General features: G+C 68.9%; 17 protein-coding genes. 8 read left to right on the forward strand and 9 right to left on the reverse strand.

Annotated elements, in window-relative coordinates:
- Nucleotides 1-97: 97 nt before the first annotated feature.
- From ABDZ92_RS02950 to ABDZ92_RS02965, 4 genes are read left to right on the forward strand one after another with little or no spacing between them, the layout of a single operon-like run.
- Nucleotides 98-1,618, forward strand: coding sequence for an efflux transporter outer membrane subunit (locus ABDZ92_RS02950; RefSeq protein ID WP_125959136.1), 1,521 nt, complete (start codon nt 98-100; stop codon nt 1,616-1,618).
- Entirely contained in the window at nt 1,618-3,027 is a 1,410-nt protein-coding gene (locus tag ABDZ92_RS02955; protein ID WP_125959137.1) for an efflux RND transporter periplasmic adaptor subunit, read from the forward strand. The genes ABDZ92_RS02950 and ABDZ92_RS02955 overlap by 1 nt, the downstream gene beginning before the upstream one ends.
- The gene (locus ABDZ92_RS02960; protein WP_125959138.1) at nt 3,017-3,742 is read left to right on the forward strand and encodes an ABC transporter ATP-binding protein; all 726 of its coding nucleotides are present in this window, start codon (nt 3,017-3,019) and stop codon (nt 3,740-3,742) included. The genes ABDZ92_RS02955 and ABDZ92_RS02960 overlap by 11 nt, the downstream gene beginning before the upstream one ends.
- Nucleotides 3,742-4,950 (forward strand): ABC transporter permease, encoded by a 1,209-nt coding sequence (locus ABDZ92_RS02965; RefSeq protein ID WP_125959139.1) that lies wholly within the window; start codon nt 3,742-3,744, stop codon nt 4,948-4,950. Before ABDZ92_RS02960 ends, ABDZ92_RS02965 begins: the two co-directional genes overlap by 1 nt.
- Here ABDZ92_RS02965 and ABDZ92_RS02970 read toward each other — a convergent pair.
- From ABDZ92_RS02970 to glpX, 8 genes are all read right to left on the reverse strand, one after another.
- Complete coding sequence (locus tag ABDZ92_RS02970; protein WP_125959140.1) at nt 4,919-5,536, reverse strand: nucleotidyltransferase family protein; 618 nt, start codon at nt 5,534-5,536, stop codon at nt 4,919-4,921. The genes ABDZ92_RS02965 and ABDZ92_RS02970 overlap by 32 nt on opposite strands.
- Nucleotides 5,523-6,446 (reverse strand): XdhC family protein, encoded by a 924-nt coding sequence (locus ABDZ92_RS02975; RefSeq protein WP_125959141.1) that lies wholly within the window; start codon nt 6,444-6,446, stop codon nt 5,523-5,525. Before ABDZ92_RS02975 ends, ABDZ92_RS02970 begins: the two co-directional genes overlap by 14 nt.
- A gap of 45 nt (nt 6,447-6,491) precedes the next feature.
- On the reverse strand, nt 6,492-8,714 hold the full coding sequence (locus tag ABDZ92_RS02980) for a xanthine dehydrogenase family protein molybdopterin-binding subunit (RefSeq protein WP_125959142.1): 2,223 nt from the start codon (nt 8,712-8,714) through the stop codon (nt 6,492-6,494).
- On the reverse strand, nt 8,711-9,688 hold the full coding sequence (locus tag ABDZ92_RS02985; RefSeq protein WP_125959143.1) for an FAD binding domain-containing protein: 978 nt from the start codon (nt 9,686-9,688) through the stop codon (nt 8,711-8,713). Before ABDZ92_RS02985 ends, ABDZ92_RS02980 begins: the two co-directional genes overlap by 4 nt.
- Nucleotides 9,685-10,200 carry a 2Fe-2S iron-sulfur cluster-binding protein gene (locus ABDZ92_RS02990; protein ID WP_125959144.1) on the reverse strand — a complete coding sequence of 172 codons (516 nt, stop codon included), beginning with the start codon at nt 10,198-10,200 and terminating at the stop codon, nt 9,685-9,687. Before ABDZ92_RS02990 ends, ABDZ92_RS02985 begins: the two co-directional genes overlap by 4 nt.
- A 93-nt stretch (nt 10,201-10,293) precedes the next feature.
- Nucleotides 10,294-12,159 carry a CocE/NonD family hydrolase gene (locus ABDZ92_RS02995; RefSeq protein WP_241211700.1) on the reverse strand — a complete coding sequence of 622 codons (1,866 nt, stop codon included), beginning with the start codon at nt 12,157-12,159 and terminating at the stop codon, nt 10,294-10,296.
- Nucleotides 12,160-12,209: 50 nt separating this feature from the next.
- Nucleotides 12,210-12,953: a CPBP family intramembrane glutamic endopeptidase gene (locus tag ABDZ92_RS03000; RefSeq protein ID WP_125959145.1), complete on the reverse strand. Its 744-nt coding sequence runs from the start codon at nt 12,951-12,953 to the stop codon at nt 12,210-12,212.
- Entirely contained in the window at nt 12,950-13,915 is a 966-nt protein-coding gene (gene glpX, locus ABDZ92_RS03005; protein ID WP_125959146.1) for a class II fructose-bisphosphatase, read from the reverse strand. Before glpX ends, ABDZ92_RS03000 begins: the two co-directional genes overlap by 4 nt.
- A gap of 138 nt (nt 13,916-14,053) precedes the next feature.
- On the opposite strand from glpX, the gene ABDZ92_RS03010 reads away from it, so the two are divergent.
- Complete coding sequence (locus ABDZ92_RS03010) at nt 14,054-14,410, forward strand: hypothetical protein (RefSeq protein WP_125959147.1); 357 nt, start codon at nt 14,054-14,056, stop codon at nt 14,408-14,410.
- Nucleotide 14,411: 1 nt separating this feature from the next.
- Here the strand turns inward: ABDZ92_RS03010 and ABDZ92_RS03015 are convergent, their stop codons facing one another.
- On the reverse strand, nt 14,412-14,813 hold the full coding sequence (locus ABDZ92_RS03015) for a hypothetical protein (RefSeq protein ID WP_125959148.1): 402 nt from the start codon (nt 14,811-14,813) through the stop codon (nt 14,412-14,414).
- Nucleotides 14,814-14,889: 76 nt separating this feature from the next.
- Here ABDZ92_RS03015 and ABDZ92_RS03020 point away from each other — a divergent pair, with 76 nt between their 5' ends.
- From ABDZ92_RS03020 to ABDZ92_RS03030, 3 genes are all read left to right on the forward strand, one after another.
- Nucleotides 14,890-15,222 carry a DUF6496 domain-containing protein gene (locus ABDZ92_RS03020; RefSeq protein WP_125959149.1) on the forward strand — a complete coding sequence of 111 codons (333 nt, stop codon included), beginning with the start codon at nt 14,890-14,892 and terminating at the stop codon, nt 15,220-15,222.
- 75 nt (nt 15,223-15,297) lie between these two features.
- Nucleotides 15,298-16,155 carry an SDR family oxidoreductase gene (locus ABDZ92_RS03025; RefSeq protein WP_125959150.1) on the forward strand — a complete coding sequence of 286 codons (858 nt, stop codon included), beginning with the start codon at nt 15,298-15,300 and terminating at the stop codon, nt 16,153-16,155.
- 65 nt (nt 16,156-16,220) lie between these two features.
- Nucleotides 16,221-16,556, forward strand: a complete 336-nt coding sequence (locus ABDZ92_RS03030; protein ID WP_206432115.1) for a DUF2934 domain-containing protein — start codon at nt 16,221-16,223, stop codon at nt 16,554-16,556.
- Nucleotides 16,557-16,580: the final 24 nt, after the last annotated feature.

Raw genomic sequence — 16,580 nt, forward strand, 5'->3', positions numbered from 1 at the left:
GTCAGGGGCTTCCACATGATCGACAGCCGGATCGACGTTACAATTCGCGACAAGAAAACAGTGGACGAAGCCGCCATACGCGGCTCTTGTCGCGCCCATGTCGATCCGGCGTCTTTCCGTTCTCCTCGCCGCTCCCGCCGTCCTGTCCGCCTGCGCGATGGGCCCGGATTACCGGCCCGCTTCCTCCGCGGAGCTCGGTGTCCCCGATCGCTACTCCGTCGCAGCGGACCAGAACCGGCGTGAGGATCTCGCGCGCTGGTGGGAACGCTTCAATGACCCCTTGCTGGGCCAACTCGTAGCGGAAACAGCGACCACCAACCTCGACGTGGCCCAGGCGGTGATCCGCTTGCGGCAGGCACGCGAATCCCTGCTGCAGTCCCGCGCCAGCCTCCTGCCCAGCCTGTCGGGATCTGCCGGCTATTCGCGCAACTTCAACGTGCGCGGCGGAAATGCCGCGGTCACGCTTCCCGACGGCACCGTCACCAACATCAGTCGTGGCACCGGCGGCAGCTTCACGCTGGGCGCAGACGCCAGCTATCAGGCCGACCTGTTCGGCGGAGTCGGCCGCACGATCGAGGCCAGCCGCGCGAGCGAAGAGGCGAGCCGCTTCGACTATGCGACGGTGCTGATCGCCCAACAGGCCGAGATCGCCCGCAACTACGTCACCGCCCGGCTTGCCCAGGCACAGCTTGCCAACGCCCGCAGTTCGCTGGCGCTTCAGGACGACAATCTGGAGATCGCCGGCTTCCGCGTACAGGCAGGACTCGTCTCCTCGCTCGACGAGGAGACCGCGCGGGCCCAGCGGGCGCAGACCGCGGCCACCATCCCCACGATCGAGGCGAACTACAACTCGGCGGTCTCCCGCCTTGCCGTGCTGACGGGTCGCGCGCCCGGCGCGCTCAAGGAGGCGATGGCGGCCACGCGCCCGATCCCGATCGCCGCGACGCCGATCGGCGTGGGCATTCCCGCCGACACGCTCCGGCAGCGTCCCGACGTGCTGGCAGCGGAGCGCAGCCTGGCGGCCGCGACGGCGCAGATCGGCGTGGCGCGGGCACAGCTCTATCCCGCGCTCGCGATCAGCGGCAGCATCGATACCAACGCCACCAGCCTCAGCGATCTTACCGACGTGATCAGCGGCGGCCTCTTCGCGGGGCTCACCCAGACGATCTTCAACGGCGGGCGGCTGCGGTCGCAGGTCCGTTCGCAGGAAGCGGCAGCCGAGGGCGCGCTGCTCACCTATCGCTCGGCGGTATTGACGGCGCTGGAGGACGTGGAGAACGCCATCGTCGCGCTCGACGCGGCGCAGCGCCGCGCCCGGGAACTCGCGGTGGCGCTGGACGCTTCGCGCAACAGCGCGATCCTCTCGCGCAGCCAATATCGTGCGGGCCTGACCGACTTCACGACCTTGAACCAGGCCGAAGCCTCGCTGCTTTCGGCGAGCAACGGCCTCGTCCAGGCGCAGGCCGACCAAGCGAGCGCGCTTGTCCAGCTCTTCACCGCCCTGGGGGGCGGCTGGGAGGCCGCCGGCATTCCCAGCGGCGACACCCGTGACACTCCCCGCATCACCGGCAGCTTCCCCGCCGTCGCCCCGCCCGAACAGACCCCGCAGGATCGCTGATGGCCGACCCCACCTCCACCGAACTCAACGACTTCCTGGGTGCCAAGCCGGTGCCCCGCTGGCGGCAGCGACTGAAGTGGGTCGTCGTCGCGGTCGTCCTGCTGCTGCTGATCTTCGCACTGTCGCGCTGCTTCCGCGGTGCAGACGGCGTGTCCTATGCGACCGAACCGGTAAACCGGGGCGCATTGACCGTGACCGTCTCCGCCACGGGCAAGCTCGCCCCCACCAACCAGGTGGAGGTCGGTTCCGAACTCTCGGGCCTGATCACGGAGGTGGCGGTGGACGTCAACGATCGCGTGACGGCAGGCCAGCCGCTCGCCCTGATCGACCCCGAACGGCTCGACGACTCGATCCGGCAGAGCCAGGCGGCGCTGAATGCCCGGCTGGCAGACGTGGCCACGGCCAAGGCGACCCAGCAGGAGTCGCGGGCGCAGCTGGCCCGGTTGGAAGAGGTAAGCCGACTTTCCGGCGGACGGGTTCCGGCGAAGACGGAGTTGGAAACGGCACGCGCCGCGGCGGCACGCGCGGTCGCCGCCGTGCGTGCGGCCGAGGCCAATGTCGTCTCCGCTCGCGCGCAGCTCAACTCGAACCAGACCGAGCGCACTCGCGCCGTCATCCGCTCGCCTGTGAACGGCGTGGTACTCGCCCGCCAGATCGAGCCGGGGCAGACGGTCGCCTCGTCGTTCAATACCCCCACCCTGTTCGTGATTGCCGAGGACCTCTCCTCGATGAAGCTCGAGGTCGCGATCGACGAGGCGGACGTGGGCCAGGTGAAGGAGGGCCAGCGCGCGGACTTCACGGTCGACGCCTTCCCGGGCGCCACCTTCCCGGCGCGCATCACCCGGGTCGACCTGGGTTCGAACCTGACGGCCAGCTCGACCTCATCCTCCTCCACCACGACGACCAGCACCACTGGCCAGGTCGTGTCCTATGCGGCGACGCTGAGTGTCGAGAACCCGGAGCTGCGGCTGCGTCCCGGCATGACCGCGACGGCCGAGATCGTCACGGTCGAGCGCCCCCAGGTGCTGCTGGTGCCGAACGCCGCGCTCCGCTTCACGCCGGCAGCCGATACCGCCGCGGCGGGCAGCGGCGGCGGCAGCGGTGGCATCACCGGCGCGCTCCTGCCGGGACCGCGGCGGCGCAGCAGCGGCGCGGAAAAGAGCGCGACGCGCCCCAAGAGCGGTCAGCAAACCGTCTACATCCTGGGCGAGGACGGAAAGCCGCAGCCGGTGCAGATCTCCACGGGCAACACCAACGGCCAGGTTACCGAAGTGGTGGGCGGCGGCCTGCGACCGGGCATGAAGGTCATCACCGGCCAGCTGGCGGCCGGGCAGACCGCGCCGGCAGACGGCGGCCAGTCGCGCGGGCAGCGCGGGACCGGCGGCGGGGGAGGCCAGCGTGGCCAGTGACGCCGCCGCGCCGATCATCCGCCTGCGCAACATCACCAAGTTCTATGGTGAGGGGGCGACCCAGTTCCAGGCGCTGAAGGGCGTCGACCTCGACATCGCCGCCGGCGACTTCGTGGCGGTGATGGGGCCTTCCGGCTCGGGCAAATCGACCACCATGAACATCCTCGGCTGTCTGGACGTCCCCTCGAGTGGAACGTTCGAGTTCCGCGGGCATCATGTCGAGACCCTCGGGAACGACGAGCGGGCGCTGTTGCGGCGCCGCTATTTCGGCTTCGTGTTTCAGGGGTTCAACCTGCTCGCCCGCACCAGCGCGCTGGAGAATGTCGAGCTGCCCCTGCTCTACCGCGGCGACGCCAAGGCCCAGCGTCGTGAGGCGGCGATGGCGGCGCTGGCCAAGGTCGGGCTCGAGCAATGGTGGGACCACACCCCGGCCGAGCTTTCGGGCGGCCAGCAGCAGCGCGTCGCCATCGCCCGGGCGATCGTGACGCAGCCCGACGTGCTGCTTGCCGACGAGCCGACCGGCAATCTCGATTCCGAACGATCCGTCGAGATCATGAAGCTGCTCAGCGAGCTGAACGCACAGAGCGGCATCACCGTCCTGATGGTCACGCACGAACCGGACATGGCCGCGTTCGCACGCACCGTCATCCACTTCAAGGACGGGCTGGTCGAGCGCGTCGACCATAATCATCACCAGGGCGAGACGGTCGACTGATGCTGGGTACCACCATCCTGCTCGCGGTCCGATCGATCCTGCGGCACAAGCTGCGCTCGTTCCTGACGACGCTGGGCATCATCATCGGCGTCGCTGCGGTGGTCACCATGGTGACGCTAGGCAAGGCGACTACCTCGGCCGTGCAGTCCCAGATCGCGGCACTCGGCACCAACATCCTTCAGATCCGCCCGGGCCAGGGCTTCGGACGCGGCGGCGGCGGCCCTCGCCCGCCCGACTTCAAGGAAGCGGACGTCGAGGCGATCCGCGAGCAGGTCGCGGGCGTCAACGCGGTTGCGCCCCAGGCGCAGTCGACCGCCACGGCGATCTACAACGGTGCCAACTGGTCGACCACGATCAACGGCACCACCAACGACTATTTCCGTGTGCAGCCCTGGCCGCTCACGTCCGGCCGGACCTTCCAGCCGGCCGAGGAACAGGCGGGCAAGGCAGTCTGCATCATCGGCAACACGGTTCGGCAGAACCTGTTCCGGGGCGGCGAAGCGGTCGGCCACCGGTTCCGCATCGGCAATGTCTCGTGCGACGTGATCGGGACGCTTTCGACGCGCGGCCAGGCAGGCTTCGGCGGCGACCAGGACGACGTGGTCATCATGCCGATCAAGACGGTGCAGCGCCGCTTCACCGGCAGCCGCGACATCCGGCTGCTGCTGGTGGGCGTCGATGCCGCCTATGAGAGCAGCACGGTGCAGGCATCGATCAGCGACCTGCTGCGCGAGCGCCGGAACATCAGCGGCGGCAAGGAGGATGACTTCAACATCTTCGACACCGCGCAGATCTCCGCCACGCTGACCGGCACGACGACCCTCCTGACCGGCATCGTCACCGCCGTCGCCGCGATCAGCCTGGTGGTGGGCGGAATCGGCATCATGAACATCATGCTGGTTTCCGTGACCGAGCGCACGCGGGAGATCGGCATCCGCCTGGCAATCGGTGCGGTCGCGCGCGAGGTGCTGATGCAGTTCCTGGTGGAGGCGATCGCGCTGTCCTGCCTGGGGGGTGTCGTCGGGCTGGTGATCGCGCAGCTGGCGGTGCTCGCCCTCGCCCCGGTGATGCAGGTCCCCTTTCTGTTCGAACCGCAGATCAACCTCATCGCCTTTGCGATCGCAGCGCTGATCGGCGTGGTGTTCGGCTATTTCCCGGCGCGGCGTGCCGCGGGGCTCAATCCGATCGACGCGCTCCGGCACGAATGACCGTCTTGACCTCATAAGCGGCGCGCAACGCCGCCAGGTCCTCGGGCGTGTCGATGTCGATCAACTCGTCCGCGCGCGTGATCACATGGTGCCCGCCACGCACCAGGGCGCGGGCGCCCTCGTCCCCGCAGCAACGCAGCAGATCGGGGAAATGATCGGCTGCGAACAGCGCCGGAGGCGTCGGGTGAACGCCGTTGCTGGACGCGATCACGGCATCCGGCCCCTCCGCATAGTCAAGGAGCCGATAGATGTGCGTGGCAGTCACCCGCGGCATGTCGGCAAGCGCGATCAGCACCGCGGACGCTCCCTGCTCGATCGCTGCCTGCACGCCCAGCCGGAGCGATCCGGCCTGGCCGTCCTCGGCGTCCGGGTTCTCGACCACGGTGTAGCCACGCGATGCGAAGTCCAGGCTGGTCTGGCAGACCACGGCGATCCGGCAGCGAAACGGCACCGCGTCCAGCGCCGTCACCACGTGATAGGCGAGCGGCTGGTCGAGGAAGGGCTCGGTGAGCTTGTCCACGTCGCCGAACCGGCGCGAGCGGCCAGCGGCGAGCAGTACCAGCGCAGTGTCTTCAGCGCGGAGCATGGAAGGCCTGGACCATCGCCGCGGCGATCGACAGCGCGATCTCCGCAGGCCCGATCGCACCGATCGAGAGCCCGACCGGGCCGTCGATCCGCGCCAGCGCATCGGCGGACACGCCGGCCGCGGCGAGCCGCTCCAGCCGCGCGGCATGGCTGCGCTTCGATCCCAGCGCGCCGACATAGGCCGCGGGGCTCGCAAGGGCGGCGATCAGTGCGGGATCGTCGATCTTGATGTCATGGCTGAGCGTGACCACCGCGGTTGCCGGGTCGGGGCGCAGCGCCTCGATCGCCTCGTCCGGCCAGCGATCGTCGAGCACCACCCCGGGGAAGCGCTCTTCGGTGAGAAAGCGCGCCCGCGGATCGATCACCACCGTCGCGATCCCCAGCGTCGTGGCGAGCGCCGCGAGCGACTGGGCGATCTGCACCGCCCCGACGATCAGCAGCCGCCGCGGCGGATCATAGCGGTTGCGGAAGACTTCGGCCGAGCCTTCGTCGCGGAGCGTACTATGGCCCGTCTCCAGATCCGTCTCGACCGTCAGCGCCTGGCCGTCGGCACGCGCCTCGGCGATGCGGTCGAACAGTTCGGGGTCAAAGCCCGTGGCGGAGACCGGCTGGACGATCACCTCGATCTCGCCGCCGCAGGGCAGTCCGACTTCCCAGGCGGCCGCATCGGCGACGCCGTAGCGCTTGCGCTGGAACGGAGCGCCCGCGATCACCTCGGCGGCGGTGGCGAGGATATCGCTCTCCACGCAACCGCCCGACACCGAGCCTTCGAACCGCCCATCGGCGTGGACCAGCATATGGCTCCCGCGCGGGCGCGGCGCCGATCCCCAGGTCGAGATCACCGTGGCGATGGCGAGCGGCTCGCCCTGCCAGGCGCGCGCGGCGGAAAGGACACTGTCGTTATCGGCCATCGGCGCCCGCTCGCAGATCCGCAGCCCCGCAGCAACCGTTGCGGCTCATACGGCCGGCAGTCCGGGCAGCAGCTTGTCGAGCGTCAGCGGATAGTCACGGATCCGCACACCGGTCGCGTTGTAGATCGCATTGGCGACGGCCGCGCCCGCGCCCGAGATGCCGAGCTCGCCCAACCCCTTCGACTGGAGCGGGTTGGCGAACTGGTCGCGCTCGGGAAGGAAATGCACCTCGATGTGCGGGATGTCGGCATTCACCGGCACGTGATATTCGGCAAGGTCGTGGTTCACGACCCGTCCCGAGCGCGGATCGTGCACCACTTCTTCCGTCAGCGCCGCACCGATGCCGAAGACGATGCCGCCGATGCACTGCGACCGCGCGGTCTTTTCGTTCAGGATCCGCCCGGCGGCAAAGGTCGAGACGAAGCGCTTCACGCGCACCTCGCCGGTGACGGCGTTCACCCGCACCTCGCAGAAGTGCGCGCCGTAGGAGGCCTGGCGCCGCTCTTCCTCCAGCTTGCCCGGCTTGATGGTGCCCTCGGCAGAGAGCCCCTCGCCCACCAGCGAGGAAAGCGGAACGCTGCGGTTCTGCGCGATCGCGCGCCCGTCCTTGAGCGTGAGTTCCTCCTCGGTGCAGCCCATGGCCGCGGCGATCTTTGCGCGGAGCGCCTCGCACGCGAGATAGACGGACGATCCGCTGCTGCTGGCGCCCCAGGAACCGCCCGAACCCGCACCCGGCGGCGTGTCCGTGTCCCCCAGCCGCACGTCGATCCACTCGGGCCTGAGCCCCAGCAGCTCGCCGGTGATCTGCGCAAGGATGGTGTAGGTGCCGGTACCGATGTCGGTCATGTCGGTTTCGACCGTCGCGCGGCCGTCTGCTCCGATGGAGACCCGCGCCTGCGACTCCTGCAACTGGTTGGAACGCGCGGACGCGGCCATGCCGTGGCCGACCAGCCATTCGCCCTCGCGCCTTGCACCCGGCCTCGGATTGCGATCCTTCCAGCCGAACGCCGCAGCACCCTCGTCCAGGCAGCGCGTCAGCTGGCGGGTGGAGAAGGGAACGCCCTTGAGCGGATCCTGCTCGGGATCGTTGATCTTGCGCAGCTCGACCGGGTCCATGCCCAGCTTTTCCGCAAGCTCGTCCATGGCGGCTTCGAGCGCGAGCATCCCTGCCGCCTCTCCGGGCGCGCGCATCGATCCCGACAACAGCCAGTCCATCGGCAACAGGTCGTGGGTGATCCGGCGGTTCTCACCGGCGTAGAGGAAGTGGGTCGAGACACCGGCGGGCTCGAAATATTCCTCGCCTTCGATGTTGCTCGACACGGTCTCGTGCACGACCGTCGTCAATCGCCCGTCCGCGCCGGCGCCGAGCCGTATCCGCTGGTGCGTGTTGGAACGACGGACCGTGGCGTCGAACACCTGCTGGCGGCTCATCACCGTCTTCACCGGCCGCCCGAGCTTGCGCGCCGCAAGCGCCGCTGCGACCACCTCGGGGGCGATGCCGAGCTTGGAGCCGAAGCCGCCGCCCACATAGGCGGAGATGATGCGCACCTTCTTCGGCTTCATTCCCAGGGCCCGTGCAAGCTGCTGCTTGTCGGAGGCGGGCATCTGGTAGGAGCCATAGACCGTCAGCGCGTCGTCTTCCCACACCGCCGTCGAGGCATGCGGCTCCATCGCGGCGCTGTTCTGGCTGGGCGTGGTCCAGACGACATCGAGCACCACCGGCGCCTCGGCCAGCGCCTTGTCCGGATCACCGGTCGCGACATGCGGCTCGGTCGATCCGCCCTTGGGCTTGTGCGCCTCGTGCAGGCGACTGTCGAATTCGAACAGCCCCGGCTTGTCCTCCACGGCCACGTGCACGCGGGCGGCGGCATCCCGCGCCTGTTCGAAGGTCTCCGCGACGACGATCGCGACCACCTGGCCGAAATAGTGGATCTCCTCGACACCCTGCGTCGGCGCCTTGTTGGAGCCGCCCTGCTGCGGATTGCGGATGAACGTGTCGAGGTCGACCACCACATCGAGCACCCCCGGCATCGCCAGCGCCTCGGCCGTGTCAATGCCGGTGACGCGGGCGCGTCCGGCTTTCGCCTGCACCAGATAACCGTACGCCAGGTCCGGGAGTGCATATTCCGCCGAATAGGTCGCGCGCCCGGCGACCTTCAGCGGCCCATCGATGCGGTCGAGCGGTCGGCCGATCAGCCCCTGCGTGCCGACATCGAGCAGGCTGGCGGGGACGGGCACGTCCATCTTGAGCGTGGTGCTGTCGCTCATGCGGTGAGCTCCTTGAGGGTCGCGATCAGGACGCGTCGCGCGAGCGGGATCTTGAAGTCGTTGTGGCCATAGCCGCGCGCCTCGCGCAGCAGCGTGTCGGCCGCGGTCGCAAACAGCGCGTCGGAAGGCGCGTGGCCCACCAGCACTTCCTCCACGGCGCCGTCCCGCCACGGCATGTGCGCAAGCCCGCCAAAGGCGAGTTTGGCGGAGGCGATGCGTCCGTCCTCGACCGCGATGGCCGCCGCCACCGACACCAGCGCAAAGGCATAGGAAGCCCGGTCGCGTACCTTGCGATAGAGCTGCCGCCCCGGCGGCGGGGCCGGCAGTTCGATATGGGTGATGAGCTCGCCCGGGCGGAGCACGTTCTCGATGTGCGGCGTGTCGCCGGGCAGGCGGTAGAAGTCGCCGATCGACAGGCGGCGGCGATCCCCGTCCGGCAACTGGGTCGCGACCGTCGCGTCCAGCAAGCGCATCGCAACCGCCATGTCCGACGGATGCGTCGCGATGCACGCCTCGGACGCACCCAGCACGGCGTGGATGCGGTTGAAGCCGTCGCGCGCCGCACAGCCGCTACCCGGCGTCCGCTTGTTGCAGGCGTCGCCGGTCTCGTAGAAGTAATAGCAACGCGTCCGCTGGAGCAGATTGCCCCCGGTCGATGCCTTGTTGCGCAGCTGCCCCGACGCCCCGGCCAGCAGAGCGCGCGAAAGGGCCTCGTACCGCTGCCGCACCAGCGGGTGAGCGGCGAGATCGGCGTTGGGCACGAGCGCCCCGATGCGCAGGCCGCCGTCCTCCGTCTCCTCCACCTGGCTGAGGTCGAGGCGGCTGATGTCGACGATCTGCTCGGGCGTCTCCACCTGCAGCTTCATCAGATCGAGCAGGTTGGTGCCGCCCGCGATGAACTTCGTGCCTTCCGCCGCACCGGCGCGTGCCGCGTCCTCGGGCGTGGTCGCCCGCGCATATTGGAACGGCTTCATTCCGCCGCCTCCGCCAGCCGCTGGCCCTCGGCGGCCTCGCGGATCGCCTCGACGATGTTGGGGTAGGCCGAACAGCGGCACAGATTGCCGCTCATCCGCTCCTGGATCTCCGCGTCGGTGAACTCCACCGAATCCAGGTCGGCGGTGACATGGCTCGGCCAGCCCTTTGCGACCTCGTCCAGCATGCCCGTCGCCGAGCAGATCTGGCCCGGCGTGCAATAGCCGCACTGGAAGCCGTCGTGCTTCACGAACGCCACCTGCATGGGGTTCAAGGCGCCGGGGGCACCCAGACCCTCGATCGTCGTGATCTCGTCGTCCTGGTGCATCACCGCCAGCGTCAGGCAGCTGTTGATGCGACGTCCGTTGACCAGCATCGTGCAGGCGCCGCACTGGCCGTGGTCGCAGCCCTTCTTGCTGCCGGTCAGCCCCAGATGCTCGCGCGCAAGGTCGAGCAGCGAGGTGCGCACGTCCACCTCCGCCGTATAAGTCTGGCCGTTGATCCTGAACTGCATCGGGCGCTCCTCCCTGGAAAAGGAGCAACGCCGGGACGCGGCGCTATTTCCTGTTGCGATCCACTCGCAAGGAAATAGCGCCCGATCGCCGCCTCAGCGCATGACGGGCAACGTCACCTTGCTGCCGGTGCACACCCGCTGCGTCGCCTTCACGAAGTCTTCCGGCTTCGCCTTGTAGATGTTGGGCACGAACTTCTGCGGGTTGCGGTCGATCACCGGGAACCAGCTCGACTGCACCTGCACCATGATGCGGTGGCCCGCCTTGAACACATGATCATGGTTGCGCAGCGGCACGTCCCAGGCGCGCACCTGGTTTGGGACCAGCGGCTTGGCTTTCGACCAGTCGTCGAGCCAGCGCCCGCGCCGCACCTCCATCGCGATCGGCAGGCGATAGCCGTTGAGCGACTTGCCGTAGTTGCCCATCTCGGCCGGCGACGGCGTAGGCTCGGCATCGTCGGGATAGACGTCGATCAGCTTGACGACCATGTCGCTGTCGGTGCCGGAGGTGGAGGCCATCAGCGTCGCCGCGACTTCGCCGGTGACCGTCAGGTCGCGGTCGAGCGGCGCACTGGTCCAGCTCAGCACATCCGGCCGGTTCTCAACGAAGCGCTGGTCGGCCGCCTCCCACCACCGCCATTCCAGCGACGGATAGGTGGGCGAAATCGGCCGCTCGCGGAACGGCACCGGGTTGGCAGGATCGGACACGAACTCGCGGCACTGGCCGGCGTCTCCCGCGCCCTCGAACGACAGCGAGCCGTCTGCGCGCAGGTAGAGTGCGGTCGCGGTTGTGCCGGGCGCGGGCCATTTGCGATAGCTCTTCCACGTCCAGCTGCCCGACTGGAACATCTTCGCCTCGAATCCCGGCTTCGGTCCCTTGCCGTGCAGCCAGTAGCGGAAGAACGGTGCCTCGATGTCGCGGCGGAAGTCGGTGCCGCTGGTGCCAGGGATCGGGAAATGGCCCATGTCGCTTCCGGCCTGGCGCCAGCTGCCGTGCGCCCAGGGGCCGCCCACGATCATGTTGTTGTTGGCCGGATCATCGGCCTCCATCTTTTCATAGATCTTCCAGCTGCCGAGCGGGTCCTCCTGATCCCAGAAGCCGGCCACATGCAGCGTCGGCACGGTCGAGCGGCCCAGCCGGTCGGTCCAGTGCTGGCCCTTCCAGAAGCTGTCGTAATCCGGGTGCTCGATCATCTGCGTCAGCTGCGGCACGCTGCCCTTGAAGTGGCGCTTGTCGAGGTTCTCGATCGGTCCGAGCTTCAGGAACCATTCGTAGCTGTCATAGGCGCCGGTTTCGAAGCTCTCGCCCTGCTTGTTGTTCTGGAGCGGGTAGAGCCAGTCGGTCGCATAGGAGAGCCGCATCGCGCCGTAGCGATGCAGGTCGTCGTTGATCCACCAGTCGTTCCACGCCGCCTGGGGGCTGACGGCCTTGAGCGCCGGATGCGGACGGGCGAGTGCGACGGCGGCCGCATAACCGGGGTAGGACACGCCCATCATGCCGACGCGCCCGTTGTTGGCAGGCACGTTCTTCACCAGCCAGTCGATCGTATCATAGGCGTCGGTCGCCTCGTCCACGCCCGTCGCCCCCTGCGGCTGGAGCGCCATCGACATGGTGAAGCTGCCTTCGCTTTCGAAGCGGCCGCGCATGTTCTGGTGGACGAGGATGTAGCCGTCCGGCTCCATGAACTCGAGGCTGCGCTCCCGGCCGACCGCGCTGGCAGGCGGCACGCCATAGGGCGAGCGCTGGAGCAGGATCGGCAGCGGACCCTGCTTGTCGAGCGGCCGGCGGATCACCGTCTGCAGACGGGTGCCGTCGCGCATCGGCACCATCACCTGGCTGTAGCTGTAGCGCGCCTGGGGAGCGGCAGGTGCCGCCTGCTGCGGCCTGGCGCCCGCCAGCGATCCCGCGCTGGCACCCGCCAGCAGCAATGCCATTCCCGTCAGCGCCCGTCCCAGCATCATCGTTCTTTCCCCTTCACTCCAGCGTAGCATTGAAGCAACACACCCGGCCGTCAATGCCGCCGCCATGCACCGGCAAAGGCTGGGCGCAGGACCAGGCTGTTGAAGTCGAGCAGCACATGGGCGAGCATCGCCAGCCACAAGGTGCCGCTGTAGAGATAGAGTGCGGCGAACAGCCCGCCGACCAGCGTCGTGGCGGCCATGCCGGCAAGCCGTTGATAGCCATGCGCCAGCCCGAACAGCAGCGTCGCGACACCGAAGCCGGCAAGGGCGCTGCCGCTCGCCTGGGTCACCAGCAGAGGCAGCAGCAGCCGGAAGAAGAGCTCCTCCACGATCCCGGCCGTGATCGCGACCGCAGCGCCCCAGCGTAGCTCGGTGCGGGAATGCGGCAGCAACCCGCCGACGTGGCCGATGTGGAGGTCGCCCCTGCCTCGCCGGCGACGCCAGGCTGCGATCAGCAGGCCGACACTGGCACCGCCTGCAAGCCCGCCTGCCACTGCCGCGGCGAGCAGACTGGTGTCCGCCGGAACGCCCTGCCCGACCAACGCGGTACGCACGGCGAGGGCGAGCGGCACGAATGCGTCCGGGAGCCGCCCCAGGGAGCCGAGCTGCCCGAGCAGCGCCAGCGCAACGAGCGGCACGGCGCCGAACAGCAGCCACGCCCGTGCAATCCAGCGCCGTAGCCGATCCACGCGGGAGCGGCCTGCCCCTGGGCCGCGCCAGCGCCGCAGCAGCACCGCACCCTTCAGGAACCAGACGTAGCTCGCGAGTGCCAGCGCGAGCAGCGCCAGGGTCATGCGTCGATGCGATGCTCGCCCTTGACCCAGCGCACCGTGCCGGAGCTGGCGCGCATCACCACGCTCTCGGTGGTCATCTTGCCGCGCATGCGCTTGACGCCGGCGAGCAGCGACCCGTCGGTGACGCCGGTTGCTGCGAAGATGCAGTCGCCGCGTGCCAGCTCGGTCAGGTCATATTGCTTGTCGAGGTCAGTGACGCCCCACTTGGCAGCGCGTCCGCGTTCGTCGTCGTTGCGGAACAGCAGCCGCCCCTTGAACTGGCCGCCGACACAGCGCAGCGCCGCGCAGGCGAGCACCCCCTCCGGCGCACCGCCGGTGCCCATGTAGACGTCGATCGTGGTGTCGGGATCGGTGGTCGCGATCACGCCGGCCACGTCGCCGTCGCCGATCAGCACCACGCCGCAGCCGATCGCGCGCAGCTCCGCGATCAGCGCCTCGTGACGCGGACGGTCGAGCACGCAGGCGATGATCTCGTGCGGCTTCACGCCCTTGGCCGCGGCGATCGCCTCGACGTTCTCAGTCGGCGTCCTGTCCAGGTCGATGACGCCGGCGGGATAGCCCGGACCGACGGCGATCTTGTCCATGTAAACGTCGGGGGCGTTGAGCAGCCCGCCTTCCTCGGCGATCGCCAGCACCGCGAGGCTGTTCGGCCCGGCCTTGGCGCAGATGGTGGTGCCTTCCAGCGGATCGAGCGCAATGTCGATCGCGGGGCCCTGGCCGGTGCCGACCTTCTCGCCGATGAACAGCATCGGTGCCTCGTCGCGCTCGCCCTCGCCGATCACGACGGTGCCGTCCATGTCGAGGCCATTGAGCGCTTCCCGCATCGCCTCGACGGCGGCGGCATCCGCCGCCTTCTCGTCGCCACGTCCCACCAAGGTGGAGGCGGCGATGGCGGCGGCTTCGGTCACACGGACCATCTCCAGCACGAGGACGCGATCGAGAACCTGGCTGGCGGTCTGCATGGCTGTGCTTCTGCTCCGTATGATGAAGGCCCGGCGATAGGGAAGGCGCGACCGCTTGTCGAGCGAAGGCGCTGGCGTTTTGCGTCAGATCCTGCACACTCGAACGGTTCCGATTCCCGCCTGCGCCCGGAGGTGCTGATGCCGTTCGATCTGCTGCTGGTGGTGATGGCGCAACAGGCGAATGTCGACGCCGCAATGGCGCAATATCGGGAAGCGACACGGGCCGAGTACCGTTGCGAGGCAGATGCGGAATCGGGCGAAATCGTCGTGTGCGCCCTGCGCGACGCCGACGAGTACCGCGTGCCGATCCTGGAACCCACGCCGGGGGACCCGCGCATCATCGACGCAATCGGAGAACGCGAGCGGCTGGTGAAGATGCCGCATCTCGCCTGCGGGCTTGCCGCCTCCTACGAAGGGTGCGGCATGATCGGCGCGACGGCGACCGCGAACAGCCGAGGCGTCGGCGTGTCGAAGCCGCGGCCGATCGCACCCTGAGTTAGAAGCGGGCAGGCCGCAGCCGGATCGGGATCGGCGCGTCCAACCGCTGCCAGCCGCGTTCTGCCAACAGGCGGTTGCTCTCCACCGGCTTGCGTCCGGCGTCACGATCCAGCGACCAGGTAATGTGATAGGTGCTGCCGTCGCTCCGGGCGGTGCTGCCGCCGATCGCGACGACCAGCGCCTGCAGCCCTGCTCCGTCGTCGGCCCAGCCGACCACCTCACCCGCCTCCTCGGTCGGCAGGGGCGTCCCTAGGCCGGTTCCGGAACGTAAGGTGACGTGGTCCGCGACCGTGTCCGGCCAGCGCGGCGGGAACCGCGCCAGCAGTGCTGCGCGTTCCGTTGCGTCCAGCTTCCATCCGACGACCGTTCCGCCGCCCGCCCCCCGTTCCGGCTGTGCCATTTCTCGCCTCCGCGCGTTGTTCAAGCAACTGAGCGCGCCGCAGGTCCGCGCGTTCCATGCGCCCGAGGAGAGCACCATGGCCAAACAGAGCAAGGCCCAGAAGGACACGATGGAACGGGTCCTGCACGAGTTCAAGGAAGGCGAGCTGGAGTCCGGCTCGGGGCGCAAGGTGAAGAGCCGCAAGCAGGCGGTTGCGATCGCGCTTAGCGAAGCGGGCGCGTCCAACCAGCAGAGCCCCTCCGAGAACAAGCGCCGCCTCGCCCAGACCAAGCGACGGGAGCGCAGCAGCGGCGGGAATGGCGGTCGCGATGGCCCCACCAAGGCAGAGCTGTACGAGAAGGCGAGAAAGCAGGACGTCCCCGGTCGTTCCAAGATGAGCAAGGCGCAGCTGGAGAAAGCCGTCGGCTGAGCATTCTCCTGCGCCGCACGCACGACGCCGGAACCCGCCTCTCCGTCGGCCGTTCGCGGAGCGAAGGAGCCACACATGACCGATCGCCCGATGCCACCGCAGCCCGAACAGCAGCAATCGCCCCCCGGCACCACGGCAGCAATGAACCCGCGGCCGGACCATGGCGAGCATAGCTACCGCGGCTCCGGGCGCCTGGCGGGGCGCCGCGCGATCATCACCGGCGGCGACAGCGGCATCGGCCGCGCGGTGGCGATCGCCTTCGCCCGCGAAGGGGCAGACGTGCTGATCTCCTACCTCAACGAAGACGAAGACGCCCGGGAGACCGCACGCCTGGTGGAGGATGCCGGACGCAAGGCGGTGCTGGTGCCGGGCGACATCGGCGACGCGGCGCACTGCCGCGCGATCGTGGACAAGGCCGTGGAAGCCTTCGGCGGGCTCGACATCCTGGTCAACAACGCCGCCCACCAGATGACGTTCGAGGCGATCACCGACATCCCGGACGAGGAGTGGGACAAGACCTTCCGCACGAACATCCACGCGATGTTCTATCTGACCAAGGCCGCGGTGCCGCACATGCAGCCGGGGTCCGCGATCATCAACACGACATCGGTCAACGCCGACACGCCCAAGCCGACGCTGCTCGCCTATGCCACCACCAAGGGTGCGATCCAGAACTTCACCGGCGGGCTCTCCCAGCTTCTGGCGGAAAAGGGCATCCGCGCGAACTGCGTCGCGCCCGGTCCGATCTGGACGCCGCTGATCCCGTCGACGATGCCGCCGGAGCAGGTCGAGAACTTCGGCAAGGACGTCCCGATGGGCCGCGCAGGCCAGCCCGCGGAGCTTGCACCCGTCTACGTGATGCTCGCCAGCGAGGAGGCGAGCTACGTGTCCGGTGCGACGGTGGCGGTGACGGGCGGCAAGCCGATCCTGTAACCCCTTTCGCAAGCGCAACGACTGCGGCAACAATCCCGGCACATGCCGGACCTGGGAGAGTGAAGTTGAACGATCGAGAGCACCGTATCCGCGAGCGCGCCCATGCGATGTGGCTGGAGGAAGGCCAGCCTGAAGGCGAGCATGCGCGCCACTGGGACGCCGCCTGCCGCGAGATCGACGCCCAGGCCGCGGCCTCGACGGATAGCGAAGTGACGCCGGCGCCAAAGAAGGCGCGCACGTCGCGCAGCACGGCTCCCAAGACAACGCCGGCCGCCCAGGCCGCGACGGCGGGGGAGGGCGTCGCAGCCGTCGCGGAGGCGCCCAAGGCGAAGCGAGCGGCCGCCCCGAAGAAGGCGGCGAGCACCCCCGCCAAGCGCAAATCGGGCAGCGCCAAAGCCTGATCGCCAGGCGTGCCGCCCGGGAAG

Origin of the sequence: Sphingomonas molluscorum, assembly GCF_039522995.1 — a bacterium.
GTDB lineage: Bacteria > Pseudomonadota > Alphaproteobacteria > Sphingomonadales > Sphingomonadaceae > Sphingomonas > Sphingomonas molluscorum.

Coding starts and splice junctions, on each gene's coding strand:
- ABDZ92_RS02950 (WP_125959136.1), top strand. CDS start 98: ATGTCGATCCGGCGTCTTTCCGTTCTCCTCGCCGCTCCCGCCGTCCTG.
- ABDZ92_RS02955 (WP_125959137.1), top strand. CDS start 1,618: ATGGCCGACCCCACCTCCACCGAACTCAACGACTTCCTGGGTGCCAAG.
- ABDZ92_RS02965 (WP_125959139.1), top strand. CDS start 3,742: ATGCTGGGTACCACCATCCTGCTCGCGGTCCGATCGATCCTGCGGCAC.
- ABDZ92_RS02970 (WP_125959140.1), bottom strand. CDS start 5,536: ATGCTCCGCGCTGAAGACACTGCGCTGGTACTGCTCGCCGCTGGCCGC.
- ABDZ92_RS02975 (WP_125959141.1), bottom strand. CDS start 6,446: ATGGCCGATAACGACAGTGTCCTTTCCGCCGCGCGCGCCTGGCAGGGC.
- ABDZ92_RS02980 (WP_125959142.1), bottom strand. CDS start 8,714: ATGAGCGACAGCACCACGCTCAAGATGGACGTGCCCGTCCCCGCCAGC.
- ABDZ92_RS02985 (WP_125959143.1), bottom strand. CDS start 9,688: ATGAAGCCGTTCCAATATGCGCGGGCGACCACGCCCGAGGACGCGGCA.
- ABDZ92_RS02990 (WP_125959144.1), bottom strand. CDS start 10,200: ATGCAGTTCAGGATCAACGGCCAGACTTATACGGCGGAGGTGGACGTG.
- ABDZ92_RS02995 (WP_241211700.1), bottom strand. CDS start 12,159: ATGATGCTGGGACGGGCGCTGACGGGAATGGCATTGCTGCTGGCGGGT.
- ABDZ92_RS03000 (WP_125959145.1), bottom strand. CDS start 12,953: ATGACCCTGGCGCTGCTCGCGCTGGCACTCGCGAGCTACGTCTGGTTC.
- glpX (WP_125959146.1), bottom strand. CDS start 13,915: ATGCAGACCGCCAGCCAGGTTCTCGATCGCGTCCTCGTGCTGGAGATG.
- ABDZ92_RS03010 (WP_125959147.1), top strand. CDS start 14,054: ATGCCGTTCGATCTGCTGCTGGTGGTGATGGCGCAACAGGCGAATGTC.
- ABDZ92_RS03015 (WP_125959148.1), bottom strand. CDS start 14,813: ATGGCACAGCCGGAACGGGGGGCGGGCGGCGGAACGGTCGTCGGATGG.
- ABDZ92_RS03020 (WP_125959149.1), top strand. CDS start 14,890: ATGGCCAAACAGAGCAAGGCCCAGAAGGACACGATGGAACGGGTCCTG.
- ABDZ92_RS03025 (WP_125959150.1), top strand. CDS start 15,298: ATGACCGATCGCCCGATGCCACCGCAGCCCGAACAGCAGCAATCGCCC.